This window comes from Pantoea sp. FN0305 (assembly GCF_050113845.1).
In the GTDB taxonomy this organism is placed as follows: Bacteria; Pseudomonadota; Gammaproteobacteria; order Enterobacterales; family Enterobacteriaceae; genus Mixta; species Mixta alhagi.
In genome coordinates, this window is sequence record NZ_JBNJSN010000008.1 from 78,349 (window position 1) to 97,632 (window position 19,284).

The following is a 19,284-nucleotide window of genomic DNA, read 5'->3' on the forward strand; positions in this document are numbered from 1 at the left end:
CGTTTAGCTCTCCTGCGACTCGGGATGCGCAGATAACCAGTTTGCTAACTGGCAATATTGCGCAACGGTGACATTTTCCGCACGCAGACTGCCATCAACGCCCAGATTTTCCATGACCTCAGCGCTGAACAGGTGGCCAAGGCTATTGCGCAGTGTCTTACGGCGCTTGCCGAAGGCTTCGGTGGTAATGCGGCTCAGCACACGAACACTCTCAACCGGATGTGGCTGCACAGCATGCGGCACCAGGCGAACCACGGCGGAATCCACTTTAGGCGCTGGCGTAAAGGATTCCGGCGGTACTTCCAGTACTGGAATCACCTGACAATAATATTGCGCCATCACGCTTAAACGTCCATAGGCTTTACTGTCCGGGCCAGCAACCAGGCGATTGACCACCTCTTTTTGCAGCATAAAGTGCATATCTTTGATCGCACTAGTATAGCTGAAAAGGTGGAACATTAGCGGCGTAGAGATGTTGTAGGGCAGGTTGCCAAAGACACGCAACGGTTGACCGCGCTCAGCTGCAAGCTGGGCAAAATCGAAGGTCATGGCATCCTGCTGAAAAATAGTCAGCTTGGGGCCGAGGAACGGATGGGTTTGCAGACGCGCAGCCAGATCGCGATCCAGTTCAATAACGGTCAGCGCATCAAGGCGCTCGCCGACGGGCTCAGTCAGGGCGCCAAGGCCGGGACCGATCTCTACCATCGCTTCGCCGCGCTGCGGATGAATCGCCGCAACGATGCTGTCGATAATGTAAGAGTCGTTAAGGAAGTTTTGTCCAAAACGTTTGCGGGCGAAATGACCCTGGTGGACACGATTATTCATTGACTTCTTTGATCATATTGATGGCGAGATTAAGCGCCGTGATGAAGCTTCCCGCATCAGCGTTACCCTGACCGGCCAGTTCCAGCGCGGTGCCATGGTCAACGGAGGTACGGATAAAGGGCAGGCCAAGGGTGATATTCACCGCGCGGCCAAAGCCCTGATATTTCAGAACCGGCAGGCCCTGATCGTGATACATCGCCAGAACCGCATCGGCATGCTGAAGATATTTGGGCTGAAACAGCGTATCCGCCGGCAGCGGGCCGGTGAGCTGCATGCCCTGCTGACGCAGCTTATCCAGCGCCGGGATAATGGTATCGAGCTCTTCACGACCCATATGTCCGCCTTCGCCAGCGTGCGGATTCAGGCCGCAAACCAGAATATGCGGCTGGCTAATGCCAAACTTACGCTGTAAATCCTGATGCAGAATAGAGATCACTTCATGCAGGCTGGCTTCGGTAATGGCGTCTGACACCGCTTTTAGCGGCAGATGCGTGGTAGCCAGCGCGACCCGTAGCTCTTCGGTAGCCAGCATCATCACCACGCGTTCGCAGGCGGCGCGGTCGGCAAAAAATTCGGTGTGGCCGCTGAAGGCGATACCGGCGTCGTTAATAACGCCTTTATGCACCGGGCCGGTAATTAACGCAGAGAACTCACCGCTGAGACAGCCATCGCAGGCACGGGCAAGGGTTGCCAGCACGTAGTGGCTGTTAGCTACCGCCAGCTTTCCGGCCATAACCGGCGCAGCCAGTTCAACCGGCAAAACGGTTAGCGTACCGGCCCGCTGCGGCTGTGCAGAGGTGCCCGGTTGATACTGGCGTAGCGTCAGCGGCAAACCCAACTGTTGGGCACGTTCCATCAGCAGCTGGGGCGAGGCGCAAACCACCAGTTCAACCGGCCAGTCGCGCTGCGCCAGCTGCAATGTAACATCGGGACCAATCCCGGCGGGTTCGCCGGGAGTGATAACAACGCGAGCGTTACTGAGCATTGGCATCCAGAATTTTTACATAGGCGCTGGCGCGCTGTTCCTGCATCCAGGTTTGCGCTTCTTCAGCGAACTTACGGTTAAACAGCAGACGGTAAGCGCGCTCTTTTTGCGCCGCATCGGTTTTATCAACCTGACGCGTGTCCAGCAGCTGAATCAGGTGCCAGCCAAAAGAGGAGTGAACCGGCTGACTGGTTTCGCCTTTCTGCAGACGAAGCAGCGCATCACGGAAGGCTGGATCGAAAATTTCCGGTGAGCTCCAGCCCAAATCGCCGCCCTGGTTCGCTGAACCCGGATCGTCAGAGAACTGCCTGGCTGCTGCCGCAAAGCTGATTTTGCCGCTTTTAATATCGGTAGCAACCTGCGTGAGTTTCTGGCGGGCCTGGTCATCGGTAAGAATCGGCGATGGCTTCAGCAGAATATGACGCGCATGAACTTCGGTCACTGAAATATTCTGTTTTTCACCACGCAGGTCATTCACTTTCAGGATATGAAAGCCAACGCCGGAACGAATAGGGCCAACAATATCACCTTTTTTCGCAGTGCTTACTGCCTGAGCGAACAGGGTCGGCAGCTCTTCAATTTTGCCCCAGCCCATGTTGCCGCCCTTTAAAGCCTGCGGATCGGCGGAGTAGGTGACTGCCAGCTTACCGAAGTCAGCGCCGCTCTTGAGTTCGCTCATCAGCTGTTTCGCCAGCGTTTCCTGATCGTCAACCTGCTGTTGCGTCGGGTTTTCCGGCAGCGGCAGCAGGATATGGCTGATATTCAGTTCGGTGCCCTGCGTATTTTGTGCAGAAACCTGTTTGGCCAGCGTCTCGACTTCCTGCGGCAGAATGGTTACGCGACGGCGTACTTCATTGTTACGCACTTCCGCAATCTGCATCTCTTTGCGGATCTGCTCGCGGTAGGCGTTGTAATTAACGCCGTCATAGGCCAGGCGGCTGCGCATCTGATCCAGCGACATCCGGTTCTGCGCGGCAATGTTAGCTATCGCCTGGTCCAGCTGTTGATCGGAGATCTGTATGCCCATCTGCTTGCCCATCTGCAGGATAATGTTATCCATCACCAGACGTTCAACAATTTGATGGCGCAGTGTGCGGTCATCAGGCAGTTGCTGTCCAGCCTGCTGCGCCTGCGCTTTCACCGAATGCATCATGCCATCAACATCACTTTCCAGAACGACGCCGTTATTCACCACGGCGGCGACTTTATCAACTACCTGCGGGGCTGCGATCGCGGTGTTAGCGGCCAGCGCCACACCCAGTATCAGCATTCTCCAGTTCTTCATACTTTTTCCATTTTCTTTCCGCACTGCGGGTTTGCCTGTCAAACATTACAACATCAAAAAGCGCGCTGGTAAGGCAAAATGCCCTCACGTAGCATCTGGTTGGAGCCCAGTCCGTAGTTCGGGCTCAGGCCACGCAACTCAATGTTGAATGAGATTTGGTTTTCGTACTTACTTTCGCTGTTTTCCCAGCCATTGATTTTACGCTCGTAACCCACGCGGATGGCATAACAGCAGGAGCTATACTGTAAGCCTACCAGTTGATCAGCCGCCTTTTTCTCCTTGGTATCGTAGTAGTACGCGCCCACTACGGCCCAGGAGTCGGCGATTGGCCAACTGGCCGTCATCCCAACCTGCGAAATACCGTTTTCGTAAATCGGATCGCCGGTAATATTACGGCTGCTCAGCGCACTGGCGACATATTCCGGGCTGATGTAACGGTAGTTCAGTTGCACCATACGGTCAGCGTCACGACGGTATTCCACCACCGCGTTGCCCTGCGCAATATTATCCAGACGCGTATCGTACTGAAGGCCACCGCGTACGCCCCAACGGTCGCTAACGCGCCACCAGGTGTCACCGGCCCAGATCAGGCTGCCGGTGTCATCTTCATCGCTGGTACTGTTCAGCCCGGTACGCGACGGGGTAAACGAGTAGATTTGACCTACGGATACGTTAAAACGTTCAACCAGATCGGTATCATAAATCCGCGAGGTCAGGCCGCTGGCGACCTGGTTGGCTGAAGCAATACGATCAAGGCCGCTGTAAGTACGATCGCGGAACAGGCCGGTATAGTCAGTTTGCAGCAGCGTAGAGTCATACGCCTGGATATGGCTCTGATCGCGATACGGAACGTAGAGGTACTGGATGCGTGGTTCAAGCGTCTGGGTATAGCCTTCCGCCCAGTTCATGTTGCGCTCGAACACCATGCGGCCATCCACTTTAAACTGTGGCATAACGCGGTTAACGCTTCCCTTTAACTGATTATCTGCGTTACCGGTGCGGGAGTTATAATAATCAACATTGCTCTGCTGGTAGTGGGTCGCCAGCAGTTTTGCCTCGGTGTTCAGACTACCCCATTCGTTGGCCAGCGGCAGGTTAATGGTTGGCTCCAGGTGCAAACGTACCGCATCCGGCAGATTGTCGTTTACGTTGGTGAACTGCACCGCCTGGGCATAAAGGCGCGTATCGAACGGCCCAAGGTCATTTTTGTAGTAGTTAAAGTCGAACTGCGGCTGCGCACGGTAAACGTTGCTTGATCTGTTGGTATCAAAAATCTGGAAGTCTTTACTGGAGAGCGTGGCGTCCCAGTTGGTATCCGCATAGCCGATGCTGAACTTCTGCGTAGCGTAGCCGTCGGTCGTGGAATAATATTTAGAGTCAAGATCCTTGAAATAGTAAGGATCGCTGACTTTGGTGTAGTTGGCGTTGAAGCGCCAGTGCTGTTCATACACCCCTGAATGACGCCAGAAGAAGAGCCAGCGGTTAGAGTCGCCATCTTTGCTTTTACGCGTCGCTTCGTCACGCTTGTATTCGTCGTCGCTTGGCAGATAGTCAAATTCAATCAGGCCGCTACCGGCGGTGGTCAGATAGCGGAATTCGTTCTGCCACTGCAGGCCGCGCTTGCTCTGATAGTTTGGCGTAATAGTGGCATCCATCTGCGGCGCGATGTTCCAGTAATAGGGCAGCGCAAACTGGAAGCCATCATTGTTGCTATATTTGGCGTTAGGGATCAAGAAACCAGAGCGGCGTCGATCGCCGATCGGCAACTGCAAGTAAGGGCTGTAGAAAACCGGAACGGCACCAATTTTAAAACGTGCGTTCCAGATTTCCGCCACTTCCTCTTCACGATCCTGAATAACCTGCGAGCCGACCACGCTCCAGCTATTGCTGCCTGGCAGACATGAGGTAAAGGTGCCGTTTTCCAGGATGGTGTAGCGGTTGTTGCCGCGCAGTTTCATCTGATCGGCGGTGCCGCGCCCCTGACGCCCCACCATCTGATAATCGCCGTTCCAGACGTTGGTATCTTTGGTGTTCAGGTTAGACCAGGCTTTCGGACCTTTCAGGATGACCTGGTTGTCATCATAGTGCACATTACCCAGCGCATCGACGGTGCGAAGCGGGGTGGTTTGGCCAGGCTGTTGACGCTGATGCAGCTGAACTTCGTCGGAACGCAGGCGGCTGTTGCCCTGCTGAATATCCACTTTGCCGGTAAAGACCGCATCGTCGGGATAGTTACCCTTCGCATCATCAGAATGTATCGTTACCGGCAGTTGATTGGCGTCACCCTGAACCACGGGACGGGTATAGTTTGGTACGCCCAGCATACACTGCGACATTAAATCGTCGGCGAGGGCGTGCTGACTATAAAGCGCTGCGCCAATCATCGTGGCCAGCAGTGTGGGTATACGTTTTTTCATACGCGGTATCGAGAATTCCGTAATTACTGGCATCATGCCGACAAAACGGTCAGAGACTAACGTACTGAACTGCGTTGCGCCAGTGTTAATCCTTGTCTGTCCGCGTTGCCGTTAGGCAGTGAGATAAATGACAGGTATGATAATGCAATTTTTAGCCTTCGGCATGGCGAATTGAGGAGTATATGCGCTATTGGGGAAAAGTAATTGGTCTACTGCTGGGATTGTTATCCGGAGCAGGCTTTTGGGGGCTGCTGCTAGGGCTGGTGCTGGGCCACTTAGTCGATAAAATCCGTGAGACACAGGGAAAAGCCTGGTTTTCTAACAATCAGACCCGACAGTCGATTTTTTTCCGCACCACGTTTCAGGTGATGGGGCATCTTACCAAGTCCAAGGGCCGGGTAACCGAAGCGGATATTCAGATCGCTTCTCAGCAGATGGATCGCATGCAGCTGCACGGTACGGCGCGCGCCCAGGCGCAGCAGGCGTTTCGTGAAGGCAAGCAGAGCGATTATCCGCTGCGCCATAAGCTGCGTGAGTTACGCAGCGCCTGTTTTGGGCGCTTTGATCTGATCAGGATGTTTTTAGAGATTCAGATTCAGGCCGCGTTTGCCGATGGTTCCCTGCATCCTAACGAGCGTCAGGTGCTGTATGTGATCGCGGAAGAGTTAGGTATTTCGCGCACGCAGTTCGATCAGTTTCTGCGCATGATGGAAGGCGGCCAGCAGTTTGGCGGCGGATATCATTCGTGGGGCGGTAGCGGGCAGGGCGGGCAAGGTTATGGCGCGCAGCAGGGACCCACGCTGGAGGCAGCCTGTAAGGTGTTAGGCGTGAAACCCACCGATGATTATATGACCATTAAACGCGCCTGGCGTAAGCTGATGGCGGAACATCATCCCGATAAGCTGGTAGCGAAAGGGCTGCCGCCGGAGATGATGGAGATGGCGAAGCAGAAGGCGCAGGAGATTCAGGCTGCGTGGGATCTGATTCGCAAGGAACGAAATTTTAAATAGTTTGTTGAACCGGCGCGGCAGAGTATGGCATCGGTCTGAAGCTGTTTTCGCGCTGAACGCGGGAAGGCCAGCGGATAGCCTGAAGGCACCTCCGTGCTGGTTGCCGGATAGCCAGCGGATAACCTGAGGGCAGCTCCGTGCTGGTTGCGTGAGGGCCGGGGCCATCGGCGGCACGGCATGCACCCATCCCTGGGGCCTCCGCCCGCGCCATCCCTGGCGCGGGAGGTCCGCCTCACGGCCCCGGCCCTCCCACTCCCTTGAGCCCGCGCTTGCAATACTTAACCTTTGTAAACCACATCGTGCCAACCCAACGGCAAACAGATATCACGATGATCAAATCAGCGGCAGAGAACCCGCAAGCTCAGGGAAGCGGTAAACAGGATTCACGATAGTTAAATCAGTAGCGGGCAGGCGACGCGGAAATATGAGAAGCGGCGGCAGGTAACACCTTATTTAAGTCATTGGCAAACAGGATTCACAATAGCTAAATCAGCGGCGAGCAGACAACCCGGAAGCTCAGGGAGGCGGCAGACGGGGCCGGAGTAAAGCCTCCGCGTCAGAGATGACGCGGCGGAGGCCCCAGGGATAGGTTAACGACGTCTTTACGGAGCGCCCCGTCTGCCGCTGACGTCGGCGCGCGCATCCAGACTGCATCAAACCGCCGCTGACGCATCAAAAATCGGCGGGCTGGCGAAACGTCATCTTATTGCCAAATGCGGGATGCGTAATCGTCAGCCACTCCGCATGCAGCTGTAGGCGAGATGCCATTGCCAGCGCCGCCTCATGCGCATAAAAACGATCGCCTAAAATTGGATGACCTAACGCCTGCATATGCACACGGAGCTGATGCGAACGTCCGGTGATCGGCTTCAGCTGAATACGGGCGCTATTATCTGCCGCCCGCTCCAGCACCTGATACTCCGTTTGCGCCGACTTGCCGGTTTCAAAACAAACTTTTTGCATTGGACGATTTGGCCAGTCGCAAATCAGCGGCAAATCCACCAGACCGTCGTCTTTCTGCGGATGCCCCCAGATTCGGGCAACATAGCTCTTCTCCGGCTCACGCTCGCGAAACTGACGCTTTAGCTCGCGCTCTGCAGCTTTATTCAGCGCTACAACCAGCACCCCGCTGGTTGCCATATCCAGACGATGCACCGATTCAGCCAGCGGAAAATCACGCTGAATACGCGTCATCACGCTATCCTTATGCTCCTCAAGACGCCCAGGCACAGACAATAACCCGCTCGGCTTATTGACCACCATAATGTGATCGTCCTGATACAGAATATGCAGCCAGGGTTCCAGCGGCGGGTTATAGGGTTCCATAGCCTGTGCGTTCTCCGGTTAGCTTACTGATGAGAAACCACGATCAGACGCAGCGCATCCAGACGCCAGCCGGCATCGTTCAGGCTGGCCAGCACCTCGCTGCGATTGCTCTCCAGCGCGGCGATCTCATCTTCACGGATATTCGGGTTAACCGCTTTCAGCGCCTGCAAACGCTCCAGCTCGGCGCTCAACTTCTCATCGGCTTCAACACGTGCGGCGTCAATCAGCTTACGCGCCGCTTCTGCTGCCTGCGGCTCCGCCAGCTGAAGAATAGCATGCACATCCTGCTGCACCGCATTCACCAGCTTACTACCGTTATGACGATTCACCGCGTTCAGCTGACGGTTAAAGCTCTCAAACTCCACCTTATCGGCCAGATTGGTGCCTTTACGATCCACCAACAGACGCATCGGCGTCGGCGGCAGGAAACGCGTCAGTTGCAGATGCTTCGGCGCCTGTGCTTCAACCACGTAAATCAGCTCCATCAGCAGCGTGCCCACCGGCAGCGCCTTGTTCTTCAACAGCGACAGGGCGCAGCTGCCGGTATCGCCGGACAGAATCAGATCGAGACCATTACGGATAATCGGATGCTCCCAGGTCACATACTGTGCGTCTTCACGCGACAGCGCCTGCGCACGATCGAAAGTTATGGTACAGCCTTCTTCCGGCAGCCCCGGGAAATCAGGCACCAGCATATGATCGGAAGGCGTCAGCACAATCAAATTATCGCTGCGATCTTCCTGATTAATGCCGACAATATCGAACAGATTAAGCGCGAAATTCACCAGCTCAATATGATTATCCTGCTGACTAATCTCATCGGCCAGCGCCTCGGCCTTCGCGCCGCCGTTAGAGTTCAGCTCCAGCAGACGGTCGCGGCCCTGCTCCAGCTGAGAGCGCAGCGTGTCATGCTGCTTGCGACAGGCATGGATAAACGCGTCCAGACCTTCGCTATTCTCCGGCGCGGCCAGATATCCGATCAATTGATCGTGCACGCTATCGTATACGGTACGACCGGTCGGGCAGGTCTGTTCAAAGGCATTTAAGCCTTCGTGATACCAGCGCACCAGCACCGACTGTGCCGTCTTCTCCAGATAAGGCACCATGATTTCAATATCACGCGCCTGGCCGATACGATCAAGACGCCCAATGCGCTGCTCAAGCAAGTCGGGGTTAAACGGCAAATCGAACATCACCAGCCGATTTGCGAACTGGAAATTACGACCTTCTGAACCAATCTCAGAGCAGAGCAGCACCTGTGCGCCATTCTCTTCCGAGGCGAACCAGGCAGCGGCGCGATCGCGATCGATCAGCGAAAGACCTTCATGGAACACCGCAGCGCGAATACCTTCGCGTTCGCGTAGCACCTGCTCCAGTTGAAGGGCGGTCGCCGCCTTGGCACAAATCACCAGAACCTTCTCATCACGGTTGCTGGTCAGATAGCCCATCAGCCATTCAACGCGCGGATCGAAGTTCCACCAGGTGCCGCTGTCGCCTTCGAACTCCTGATAAATCTGCTCTGGATAAAGCATATCGTGCGCGCGCTCTTCGGCTGACTTGCGCGCCGCCATAATGCCAGAAACTTTGATAGCCGTCTGATACTGCGTGGGCAGCGGCAAACGGATCTGATGCAGCACGCGCTGCGGGAAACCTTTTACCCCGTTACGGGTGTTGCGGAACAGCACGCGGCTGGTGCCGTGGCGATCCATTAGCATACGAATCAGCTCTTCGCGCGCCGCCTGCTTGCCTTCGCCCTTGCCGTTAGCGGTTTGCAGCAGCGGCTCAATATCCTGTTCGCCGATAAGCTCGCTCAGCGCGTTCATCTCATCGTTGCCGATCGCCTTATCTTCCAGCAGCATGGCAACCGCATCGGCCACCGGACGGTAATTTTGCTGCTCAGCGACAAACTGCTCGAAATCGTGGAAACGATCGGGATCCAGCAGACGCAAACGGGCAAAGTGGCTCTCCATGCCCAGCTGCTCGGGCGTTGCCGTTAACAGCAGCACGGCAGGGATCTGCTCCGCCAGCTGCTCAATCACCTGATATTCGCGGCTCGGTTCGCCTTCGCTCCAGGCCAGATGATGCGCTTCATCCACCACCAGCAGATCCCATTCGGCATCCGCCAGCAGCTCCAGACGCTGCTTATTACGGCGCACAAAATCCAGTGAACAGATAACCAACTGCTCGGTATCGAACGGGTTGTCGCTGTCGTGCTGTGCTTCGGCATAGCGCGCATCGTCAAACAGCGAAAAGCGCAGGTTAAAACGGCGCAGCATCTCCACCAGCCACTGATGCTGCAGCGTCTCCGGCACCACAATCAGCACGCGATCGGCGCGGCCAGCCAGCAGCTGTTGATGAATAATCATCCCCGCTTCGATGGTTTTACCCAGGCCAACCTCATCCGCCAGCAGTACGCGCGGCGCATGGCGACGGCCCACATCGTGAGCGATATGCAGCTGATGCGGGATCAGGTTAGTACGCATTCCGCGCAAACCGCTAACAGGCAAACGATACTGCTCGCTCTGATAGCGACGCGCGCGAAAACGCAGCGCAAAACGATCCATACGGTCAAGCTGACCGGCGAACAGACGATCCTGTGGCTTGCTGAATACCAGCTTGCTGTCGAGCAGCACTTCGCGCAGCTCTACGGATTCCTGAGTATCCAGACGGGTACCGATATAGGTTACCAGGCCATTATCATTGCGCACTTCGGCCACTTCCAGCTGCCAGCCGTCATGACTGGTCACGGTATCGCCGGGATTGAAGATCACACGGGTAATGGGAGAATCATTTCGCGCATAGAGACGGTTTTCACCGGTAGCAGGGAAAAGCAGGGTAACCATACGGGTATCCAGTGCAACCACAGTTCCCAGCCCCAGCTCGCTTTCCGTGTCGCTGATCCAGCGTTGACCAAGTGTAAAAGGCATAGATATTTAGCTCGATTCTCGTAATAACAGATGTCATGCTCCCGCTCGGACAATAGCGTTGCGGCCAGGCAATAGGGTGTCTGGCTGATGCTCAGGAGCGGTGAAGTTCAGGAAGGGCGCTATGGTACTGGAAGGTAATGGATTCGTCACCTGTCAAAAAAGCCCCAACTGCCCGGTAATCAGTGTAGCAAAGTCATCCTGCACAAAGGGTAATATCCCGTCAGCCACCGGTTGTAGCTGCTTAAATAAATAGTGATCGTAGTCCAGCGTTGACGTTCGCGCCTCCAGCGGCTCCGGGCCGGAAGTGGTGATCACGTAGCGGATAGAACCGCCTTTTTGATACTGCAGCGGACGGCCCAGCTTCTGATTATGCTCATCAGCCAGACGCGCGGCACGCACGTGCGGCGGCACATTGCGCTCATACTCATGCAAAGGGCGACGCAGCCGCTTTTTATAGACCAGCTGCGCATCCAGCTCGCCGTCCAGCAGCTGCTGTACCCTGGTGCGAATATAGTCCTGCCAGGGCTGGCCGCGAAAAATACGTCCGTACAGCTCCTGCTGGAACTGCTGCGCCAGCGGCGTCCAGTCGGTACGTACCGTTTCCAGCCCTTTAAATACCATCCGTTCCCGATCGCCTTCACGAATCAAACCGGCATAGCGTTTTTTACTGCCCTGTTCCGCGCCACGAATGGTTGGCATCAGAAAACGAACAAAGTGCGTCTCATATTCCAGCTCCAGCGCGCTCTCTAGCTGGTATTCCGCCTGTAGATGGACGCGCCACCACTGATTAACATGGTTCACCAGCTCCCGGCCAATGGCATCAGCGCTGGCGCTGTCGTGGGGCGATTTCAGCCAGACAAAAGTGGAATCGGTATCGCCATAAATCACCTCGAAACCCTGTGCTTCTATTAGCTGGCGCGTCTGCTGCATAATTTCATGCCCGCGCAGGGTAATGGAAGAGGCCAGACGCGGATCGAAAAAACGACAGGCGCTGGTGCCCAGTACGCCATAAAAGGCGTTCATAATAATTTTTAAGGCCTGCGATAAGGGCTTATTGCCCTGACGCTTCGCCTCTTCCCGCCCTTGCCAGATCTGATTAACCATCGCAGGCAAGCAGTGATTATGTCGGGAGAAGCGCGCGTGACGGAAGCCGGGCACCGAGGCGTCATCCTGCGGATGCGCCAGCCCTTCAATCAGTCCAACCGGATCGATCAAAAAAGTACGGATAATTGAGGGATAGAGGCTTTTATAATCCAGCACCAGCACTGAATCATACAGGCCGGGACGTGAATCCATGACATAGCCGCCGGGGCTGGCTTCCGGCGCAATCTCGCCGAGATTCGGTGCGACAAAGCCGGCTCGATGCATACGCGGAAAATAGAGCTGGCTGAAAGCGGCCACCGAGCCGCCGTGGCGATCCGCCGCCAGACCGTTGACGCTGGCGCGCTCCAGCAAAAAGGGCATCAGCTCGGTTTTCTCAAAAATGCGCGTGACCAGCTCGCAGTCTTTCAGGTTATAGCGCGCCAGCGCGGGTTTATCGTTGGCGAAACGCTGATTGATCTCTTCCATGCGCTGCCACGGATTGTTGATCGCTTTGCCTTCGCCCAGCAGCTGTTGCGCCACCGACTCCAGGCTAAAAGAGTCAAAATTCCAGAACGCCGACTTTAATGCTTCGATGCCGTCGATAATCAGGCGGCCCGCCGCCTGGGCAAAAAACACGCCCGGCTTAAAGCCGTGCTCGCGCCACTCCAGCGGCTGCTGATTGCGGCCCAGACGCAGCGGAATGCCGTAGCGGTCAGCATGCTTTTGCAGCACGCGCAGATCAAACTGCACGACGTTCCAGCCAATCAACACATCAGGATCCTGCCTGGCGAACCAGGCGTTCAGCTTTTCCAGCAGCTGCGGGCGGCTGGCGACATAGTGCAGCTCGAAATCGAGCTGGCTGGCATCGCCGTTTTCCGGCCCTAACATCCAGACAATGCGCTGGCCGCAGCCTTCAACGCCAATACAGTAGAGTTCGCCGTGCTGGGTAGTTTCTATATCGAGCGAGGCCCACTTCAGCGGCGGACGGTAGTCGGGGTGCGGTTTAAGGCGGGCATTGATGAGATCGTTGCCTGCGGACTCTCCGCTAAACCAGACCGGTGCGGTAATAAAGCGCTCCATAAGGAAACGATCCGGCGGGCGCACGTCTGCTTCATAGAGTGGAATGTTGTTTTCACGCAGCAGCTTTTCCAGCCGCTGTAGCTGACGATACTGCGAGCAGTAGAGCCCCAGCACCGGGCGCTGACGAAAGTCTTTCAGCGCGAGCGGCGTAAGCCGCCAGTGGCGTTCATCGGCCAGCAACCGTTGCGCCTGCTGCTGATATTCGGCGGGCAAAAAGGCGACGGATTCCTGCGGCGGCAATACAACACGCTGCGGCCCCTGGTCAGTGGCCAGCCAAAGCACGATTTCGGTGCCGTTGGGCGTATCGCGCCAGTGGCGCGTCAGCAAAAAGCCTGCGCGGATGTTGCTCACCAGAAGCCCTCTTATCTGAAACAAAGGGCAGTATAACATGGTTATTTATCCAGTGCCTGAGGCGCGTTGAGTATGGACACGGAGCACCTAATTCGGGACAGGTCTTGCATCATGTTTCTATTTTCAGAGGTATCAGTGAGTCCTTAACGATACCGCACCAGATGCGGCTGTATAAAAGCAACATTGGCAGGGAGTCGATAAATGACAGCTTTAACCTTTCCATGTACTATTTTCTCCACTCAGCGAAAAATGAATGACAGGGCGGCTGCGGATATGCGATATGGCGACCTGACAGCTGACCAGCTGCAAAAGCGCTACCGTCTTACCGATGTATCAGAGAAAGTTAACCCTTACACCGGCGTACGGCTTACTCCGTTCAATTTGCCGCAGTCACGCTTTTATCGCCCTCACGCCGTTAACAACACGGGAAGCTGTTCGCATAAAGCCTGCGCGCAGCTGTTGTTTGATGAAATGCGCAGCCTGAGCTGGCCTTTCTCCATCTATAGCCCTTATCGCCAGCTGATTAATAAGATGATTGACCATATGCAGTACGCCGATGGCACGCCTTTTAGCGATGCGGCGCTGGATATGGCGCTAAGGAATCAGCTACTGGAAGATAACTCAGGTAAATCTTCTCTGAAAATAATCGAATCTGTTATTAATAATAACCTGATTTATAAAGAGAGAAATTTCCCTATGGAAAAATTCAACGAGTTTGGGACCGCTATTCAAACAACTATATTGCCAAAGTTTGCCAGAAAACAAGACAGTATTAATGGGCTGGGAATAACCGTACATGATATTCACTCTATAGAAATTAAAGTATTGTCGTTGCAGGTGCTTAACCATTCATGGGAAGCTAAGGTTGAATATGTGGCTCAGGATCATTTCGGTCTTGACGATAACGATATCATGAAAGATAAGTTTCGGCAGTTTAGGTTTTTTAAAATCTGGTTTGTATTGCAACACTATGATAAGTATGGCTATAAACCTTTTTTCACTAATATGCGTGCTGTGATCAACCTGAGTGGTGGCAAGAAATGAACTGCCGATTAAAATGCTTTTTTATATTTTTATTTTCAGTTTTTATTATTGCAATTGTTGGTGGTTTTTTTTACTCCTTGAAACCAATTAAAATCATCGCTATTCATCAGCATCTTAATAGAAGCGATATTTTAGTTGATCGTTATCCGTGGAGTGATAAAGGTAAAATAGAATGGTGGGAGAAAAATAAAGTTTTTTTACAGAGGAACTATGGCATTCCTAAGTCTGATAAAACCGGTAGCTATAGTATCGCTATCTGGCGCTTCGGCGAGGGTTATAAAGCGCTGGAAAAATATGATCGTCTTTGTTTTGATGATATGCCACCGCCAAAAAACTGTATCGAAAAGGACCGGTTAATGTATATCACCTTAACCCGTGACGGTGAAGTCAGTTACTGGCTGAATAATACCCGCTACATACAAAAAGCGAATGGTGAGCTGGTTGAAGTGGGATTTAACTAAATCAGGAAGGCGGAGCCGCCAGCCTGCCATCATTCCGACCAGCGTGCTTTTCTGTGGCAGGGCAGAGCGCTACGCCTCTTTGACAGCGGTAAAGTCGTTGTCAATTCATGTCAATATCCCCATACAAATCCCTACTTGACGCTATCTCATCCGCTCAGGACAATCCAGCCGAAGATGACTCAGAGGACGCTTATGGAAGCCTGGCTGGAACACCTGATTACCCAATCGCTTGAATGGGCGCTATTTGCCGTAGCACTGGTAACGTTTCTGGAATCGCTGGCGCTGGTTGGCCTGCTGCTGCCTGGCACGGTCATGATGGCTAGCCTGGGCGCGTTAGTGGGCAGCGGCCAGTTGGGGCTTTATCCCGCCTGGGCAGCAGGGCTGGTGGGCTGCCTGCTGGCTGACTGGATCTCCTATGGTATTGGCTGGAAATTTCAGGGGCCACTGCATCGCTGGAGCTATCTGAAAAAGCACCAGAAAATGCTGGACAGAACCGAGCATGCGCTGCATCAGCACAGCATGTTTACCATTCTGGTAGGGCGCTTTGTTGGGCCAACGCGACCGCTTATTCCGATGGCTGCAGGGATGCTGGAGTTGCCGGCGCGTAAGTTTCTGCTGCCGAGCATCATTGGCAGTATCTTATGGCCGCCGCTTTATCTGTTGCCGGGCATCCTTGCCGGGGTAGCGATCGATGTGCCGAAGGATTCGCAGAGCGGCGGTTTTATCTGGCTGCTGCTGGCGGTGGCACTGCTGCTTTGGCTGGGGGCATGGCTATGCTGGCGCTGGTGGCGCGCCGACAAACAGCGTGACTGGGCGACGCGCTGGCTGCCTGTGGAGCGGCTGCGCTGGCTAGCGCCGCTGGGCTTTATACTTGGCGTGGGCAGCCTGACGGCAATCCAGTTCCACCCAATGATGCCGATTTTCCGCCAGCTACTATGGAAAGTGTTCGTAGGATAAGAATTACTTACCTCATCCACAACACATGACGAAGCGGGCATGATAACCCGCTTCGCCTGCTGCTTCACACAGAAAGCGGTAGTGCTTATCTACTCTTTACGCGGGTAGTGAATGCCCAGCACTTCCGCCGCCTCAGTTTCTCCGCGCAGCAGGGAATGGGTTGCGCCATCCCAGTAAATCCGCCCGTCAACCACCAGTACGCTGCGTGCGGCAATCTGTGCGGCATCTTCCAGGCTGTGTGACACCATCAGCAGCGTAAGTTTGCGTTCGCGGCACACTTCATCCACCAGCGCCAGCATCTCCTTACGCAGCGCGGGATCGAGCGCGGAAAATGGCTCATCCAGCAGCAGCAGCGGTTTTTCCCGCACCAGACAGCGCGCCAGTGCGGCCCGCTGGCGCTGCCCGCCGGAAAGCGCGCCTGGCAGACGATCCAGACAGGCTTCCAGCCCTACCCGCCGTGCGATGTTCTCTATTTGCTGGTGCTGCGCCGCATTCAGTTTTAATCCCGGATGCAGCCCAAGCCCAATATTCTGCGCCACGGTCAGATGCGCGAATAAGTTGTTGTCCTGAAACAGCATAGATACGGGGCGCTGGGCAGGAGCGCTATGCGTATGATCCGCGCCGTTGAGTACAATAGTGCCACTGTGCGGCGACAGAAATCCGGCTACCAGACTGAGCAGGGTGCTTTTACCGGCGCCGCTGGGGCCCAGCACCGCGACGCGTTCGCCCGGCTGCAGCGACAGCGTAAAACGCATCGGCAAATGGTGATACATCCAGGTGAGATTAGTCAGCGTTAGCATGGCGTCCCGGTAGCTTTTCAATAAGAGTGAACAGAATAAAGCAGAGCAGCAGCAGCAGCAGCGCCGTTACCGCGCCATCGGCACTGCGATAGGCGCCAATCTGCTGATAAAGATAGAAGGGCAACGTACGGAAATCGGCATTGCCAAACAGCGCCACAACGCCAAAATCGCCAATGGAAAGCACGCAGGCAAAGGCCAGCGCCTGAGTCAGCGGCCGCTTCAGCGCCTTCAGCTCAATCATCCGCACCCGTTGCCAGCCCCGAATACCCAGGGACAAACAGAGACGCTGATAGCGTTCGGTAATGTCATACATGGGATTTTCCAGCACTTTCATCGCATAAGGGATCGCCATCAGCGCATTGGTAAAGATCACGATGCCGTCTGCCTGCTGCGGCAGCCCGACGCTGTTGTTAAGCAGCAAGAAAAAGCCGGTCGCCAGTACAATGCCCGGCATCGCGAGGATCAACATGCCGCTCATCTCCAGTGCCTGCCCGGCCAGCAGACGCTGACGCTGACGCAGCTCGCGGCTGCTCCACAGCAGCAGCATGGTTAACAGCACGGCAATCAGACCGGCGGCCAGTGCAATACGCAGCGAAGTCCAGGTTGCCTGCCAGAGAGCCGGCTGGTGCAGCAAACTGCTAAAGCCCTGACGCGCGCCGTCAACAATCACCGCCAGCAGCGGCGGCAGCAGTAACAGTAGCGCCAGCGTAATGCACAGCGTATCCCGCAGCCGCGAGCCCAGGCTGCGATGGGCCGCGCGCCAGCCGTTCAGAGAAACATCGCCGCCAGGCAGTGCCTTACTCAGGCGCTGGCTTAGCATCACCAACCCCAGACAGCAAACCATCTGCAACAGAGAGAGCAAGGCTGCCCGCGCAGGATCGTAGTCATAACTGAGCGCCTGAAAGATCGCCAGTTCGATGGTGGTCGCCTGCGGTCCGCCGCCCAGCGACAGCACGGTAGCGAAGCTGGCGAAACAGAGCATAAAAATCAGCGCCGCCGCCGGTAAAATCTGGCGGCGTAGCCAGGGCCACTCTACCAGGCGGAAGAAATTAAAGCCTTCGATCCCTAACTGAGCCGCCAGCTGACGCTGTTCGCCGGGAATATTTTCCAGCGCCTGCAACAGCAGACGCGTCGCCAGTGGCAGATTAAAGAACACATGCGCCAGCAAAATGCCCTGTAACCCATAGAGGGAGAAATCATACCTGACGCCGAACAGTGCACAGAGTTGCGCCAGCCAGCCTTCGCGTCCGTAAACGCTCAACAAACCGAACACTGCCACCAGGACCGGCAGCACCAGCGTCATCGCACATAGCCGCAGCAGCAGCTGGCGACCAGGGAAACGCCGCCGCCAGAGCGCCCGTGCCAGCGGAATCGCCGGAACCACTGACAAAAGTGCAGAAAGCAGCGCCTGCCAGAATGAAAACGCAACCACATGCCGCAGATAGCTATCCTGCAGCAGGCTGCGCCAGTCGCTCTCCGGCGCGTTAAACCACAGCGCGCCAAAAGCCAGCAGCGCCACGGTAACCAGCAGCGTGGCGGTTAGCAGGCCAGGCCAGAGCCAGCCGGGGATCAGCGGCTGACGGCGCGTTGCCATGTATTAATCCATTCAGCGCGCTGCTGCGCAACCTGTTGAGGCGTAAACTCCAGTGCCGTTTTCGGCACCGTCAGCGTATTGAAACCGTCGGGCAGGGCGGTTTTGGTGACCGGATACATCCAGTTGCCGGTGGGGATCGCCTGCTGGAACGGTTCACTGATCATAAATTGCATGAACTGCTGCGCCAGTTGCGGATGGCTGCTGTTTTTCAGCTGCGCCGCAACTTCAACCTGCAGGTAATGCCCTTCAGCAAAATTCGCCGCCGCATAGTGATCCTTTTTCTCGGCGATCAGGTGATAAGCCGGAGAGGTGGTGTAGCTCAGCACCAGGTCGCCTTCGCCTTTCAAAAACAGACCGTAGGCTTCGCTCCAGCCTTTGGTGACGGTAACGGTTTTCTTCGCCAGCTTCTGCCACGCCTGCGGGGCATCGTCGCCGTACACTTTTTGCATCCACAGCAGCAGGCCGAGGCCCGGCGTGCTGGTACGCGGATCTTCATAGATCACCCGCCACGGTTGATCGCTCTCAACCAGCTCTTTCAGGCTTTGCGGCGGATTTTTCAGCTTGTTTTTATCGTATACAAAGGCGAAATAGCCGTAGTCATAGGGAATAAAGGTGCGGTTACGCCAGCCGTCCGGCAGCGTCAGGCTGGCGGTATTGACGTTGCTGGGCGTAAACAGGCCGGTCTGTTCCGCCGCCTGAATCAGGTTGTTATCCAGCCCAAGCACCACATCAGCCTTGCTGTTTTTACCTTCCATGCGCAGACGATTCAGCAGCGACACGCCATCTTCCAGTGCGACAAACTTCAGTTCGCAGCCGCATTGCGCTTCAAATGCTTTCTTCACCGCCGGACCAGGGCCCCATTCAGCAGCGAAAGAGTCATAGGTATAAACGGTTAACGTGGGGCTGGCAGCAAAAACTGGGGCAGACAGCAACAGCAGAACGGGCAAAAATTTTTTCAACACGTTGCGCTCCTTGAGGAGGAAAAATAACAGGGCGCATGATCTGAGGGGATACCGCATCTCAAATCCCTACGCCGGTATTAACCGGATCAGGTTCGACGGGTTTCTCTCAGTGGAAAGTTTGTTGTTTTCCACACCCCGTTGAGAACGGCTGTTAGTGTAGTGTTTTCGGTGGGTTAA

General features: G+C 55.3%; 14 protein-coding genes and 1 riboswitch. Of the genes, 4 read left to right on the forward strand and 10 right to left on the reverse strand.

Annotated features, from left to right (window positions below):
• Positions 1 to 3: 3 nt before the first annotated feature.
• Genes rsmA through lptD form a run of 4 tightly spaced genes read right to left on the reverse strand, consistent with a single transcriptional unit; the run spans position 4 to position 5,512 of the window.
• Positions 4 to 825, reverse strand: coding sequence for a 16S rRNA (adenine(1518)-N(6)/adenine(1519)-N(6))-dimethyltransferase RsmA (gene rsmA / locus ACQE3Y_RS16100; protein WP_250651800.1), 822 nt, complete (start codon positions 823 to 825; stop codon positions 4 to 6).
• Complete coding sequence (gene pdxA, locus ACQE3Y_RS16105; protein WP_426982076.1) at positions 818 to 1,810, reverse strand: 4-hydroxythreonine-4-phosphate dehydrogenase PdxA; 993 nt, start codon at positions 1,808 to 1,810, stop codon at positions 818 to 820. The genes rsmA and pdxA overlap by 8 nt, the downstream gene beginning before the upstream one ends.
• Complete coding sequence (surA, locus tag ACQE3Y_RS16110) at positions 1,800 to 3,095, reverse strand: peptidylprolyl isomerase SurA (RefSeq protein ID WP_426974443.1); 1,296 nt, start codon at positions 3,093 to 3,095, stop codon at positions 1,800 to 1,802. The genes pdxA and surA overlap by 11 nt, the downstream gene beginning before the upstream one ends.
• A 53-nt stretch (positions 3,096 to 3,148) precedes the next feature.
• On the reverse strand, positions 3,149 to 5,512 hold the full coding sequence (gene lptD / locus ACQE3Y_RS16115; protein WP_426982077.1) for an LPS assembly protein LptD: 2,364 nt from the start codon (positions 5,510 to 5,512) through the stop codon (positions 3,149 to 3,151).
• A gap of 182 nt (positions 5,513 to 5,694) precedes the next feature.
• On the opposite strand from lptD, the gene djlA reads away from it, so the two are divergent.
• Positions 5,695 to 6,522 carry a co-chaperone DjlA gene (gene djlA, locus ACQE3Y_RS16120; protein WP_426974445.1) on the forward strand — a complete coding sequence of 276 codons (828 nt, stop codon included), beginning with the start codon at positions 5,695 to 5,697 and terminating at the stop codon, positions 6,520 to 6,522.
• Between the two features lie 672 nt (positions 6,523 to 7,194).
• Here djlA and rluA read toward each other — a convergent pair.
• From rluA to polB, 3 genes are all read right to left on the reverse strand, one after another.
• Positions 7,195 to 7,848 (reverse strand): bifunctional tRNA pseudouridine(32) synthase/23S rRNA pseudouridine(746) synthase RluA, encoded by a 654-nt coding sequence (gene rluA, locus ACQE3Y_RS16125; protein WP_426982078.1) that lies wholly within the window; start codon positions 7,846 to 7,848, stop codon positions 7,195 to 7,197.
• 23 nt (positions 7,849 to 7,871) lie between these two features.
• The gene (rapA, locus tag ACQE3Y_RS16130) at positions 7,872 to 10,775 is read right to left on the reverse strand and encodes an RNA polymerase-associated protein RapA (RefSeq protein ID WP_426974447.1); all 2,904 of its coding nucleotides are present in this window, start codon (positions 10,773 to 10,775) and stop codon (positions 7,872 to 7,874) included.
• Between the two features lie 153 nt (positions 10,776 to 10,928).
• A complete protein-coding gene (gene polB, locus ACQE3Y_RS16135) occupies positions 10,929 to 13,289 on the reverse strand; it encodes a DNA polymerase II (protein ID WP_426982079.1) in 2,361 nt (786 codons plus the stop codon).
• A 201-nt stretch (positions 13,290 to 13,490) separates the two neighbouring features.
• On the opposite strand from polB, the gene ACQE3Y_RS16140 reads away from it, so the two are divergent.
• The 3 genes from ACQE3Y_RS16140 (at position 13,491) to ACQE3Y_RS16150 (ending at position 15,751) form a co-directional block, all read left to right on the forward strand.
• On the forward strand, positions 13,491 to 14,333 hold the full coding sequence (locus tag ACQE3Y_RS16140; RefSeq protein WP_426974449.1) for a DUF3289 family protein: 843 nt from the start codon (positions 13,491 to 13,493) through the stop codon (positions 14,331 to 14,333).
• On the forward strand, positions 14,330 to 14,794 hold the full coding sequence (locus ACQE3Y_RS16145; RefSeq protein WP_426982080.1) for a DUF943 family protein: 465 nt from the start codon (positions 14,330 to 14,332) through the stop codon (positions 14,792 to 14,794). Before ACQE3Y_RS16140 ends, ACQE3Y_RS16145 begins: the two co-directional genes overlap by 4 nt.
• A gap of 192 nt (positions 14,795 to 14,986) precedes the next feature.
• Positions 14,987 to 15,751: a DedA family protein gene (locus ACQE3Y_RS16150; RefSeq protein WP_426974451.1), complete on the forward strand. Its 765-nt coding sequence runs from the start codon at positions 14,987 to 14,989 to the stop codon at positions 15,749 to 15,751.
• Between the two features lie 89 nt (positions 15,752 to 15,840).
• Here ACQE3Y_RS16150 and thiQ read toward each other — a convergent pair whose 3' ends face one another.
• Genes thiQ through thiB form a run of 3 tightly spaced genes read right to left on the reverse strand, consistent with a single transcriptional unit; the run spans position 15,841 to position 19,107 of the window.
• Positions 15,841 to 16,551 (reverse strand): thiamine ABC transporter ATP-binding protein ThiQ, encoded by a 711-nt coding sequence (gene thiQ, locus ACQE3Y_RS16155; RefSeq protein ID WP_426974452.1) that lies wholly within the window; start codon positions 16,549 to 16,551, stop codon positions 15,841 to 15,843.
• On the reverse strand, positions 16,535 to 18,145 hold the full coding sequence (gene thiP, locus ACQE3Y_RS16160; protein WP_426974453.1) for a thiamine/thiamine pyrophosphate ABC transporter permease ThiP: 1,611 nt from the start codon (positions 18,143 to 18,145) through the stop codon (positions 16,535 to 16,537). Before thiP ends, thiQ begins: the two co-directional genes overlap by 17 nt.
• Positions 18,121 to 19,107 carry a thiamine ABC transporter substrate binding subunit gene (gene thiB / locus ACQE3Y_RS16165; RefSeq protein WP_426982081.1) on the reverse strand — a complete coding sequence of 329 codons (987 nt, stop codon included), beginning with the start codon at positions 19,105 to 19,107 and terminating at the stop codon, positions 18,121 to 18,123. Before thiB ends, thiP begins: the two co-directional genes overlap by 25 nt.
• Positions 19,108 to 19,152: 45 nt before the next feature.
• Positions 19,153 to 19,255, reverse strand: a riboswitch (TPP riboswitch).
• Between the last annotated feature and the right edge of the window lie 29 nt (positions 19,256 to 19,284).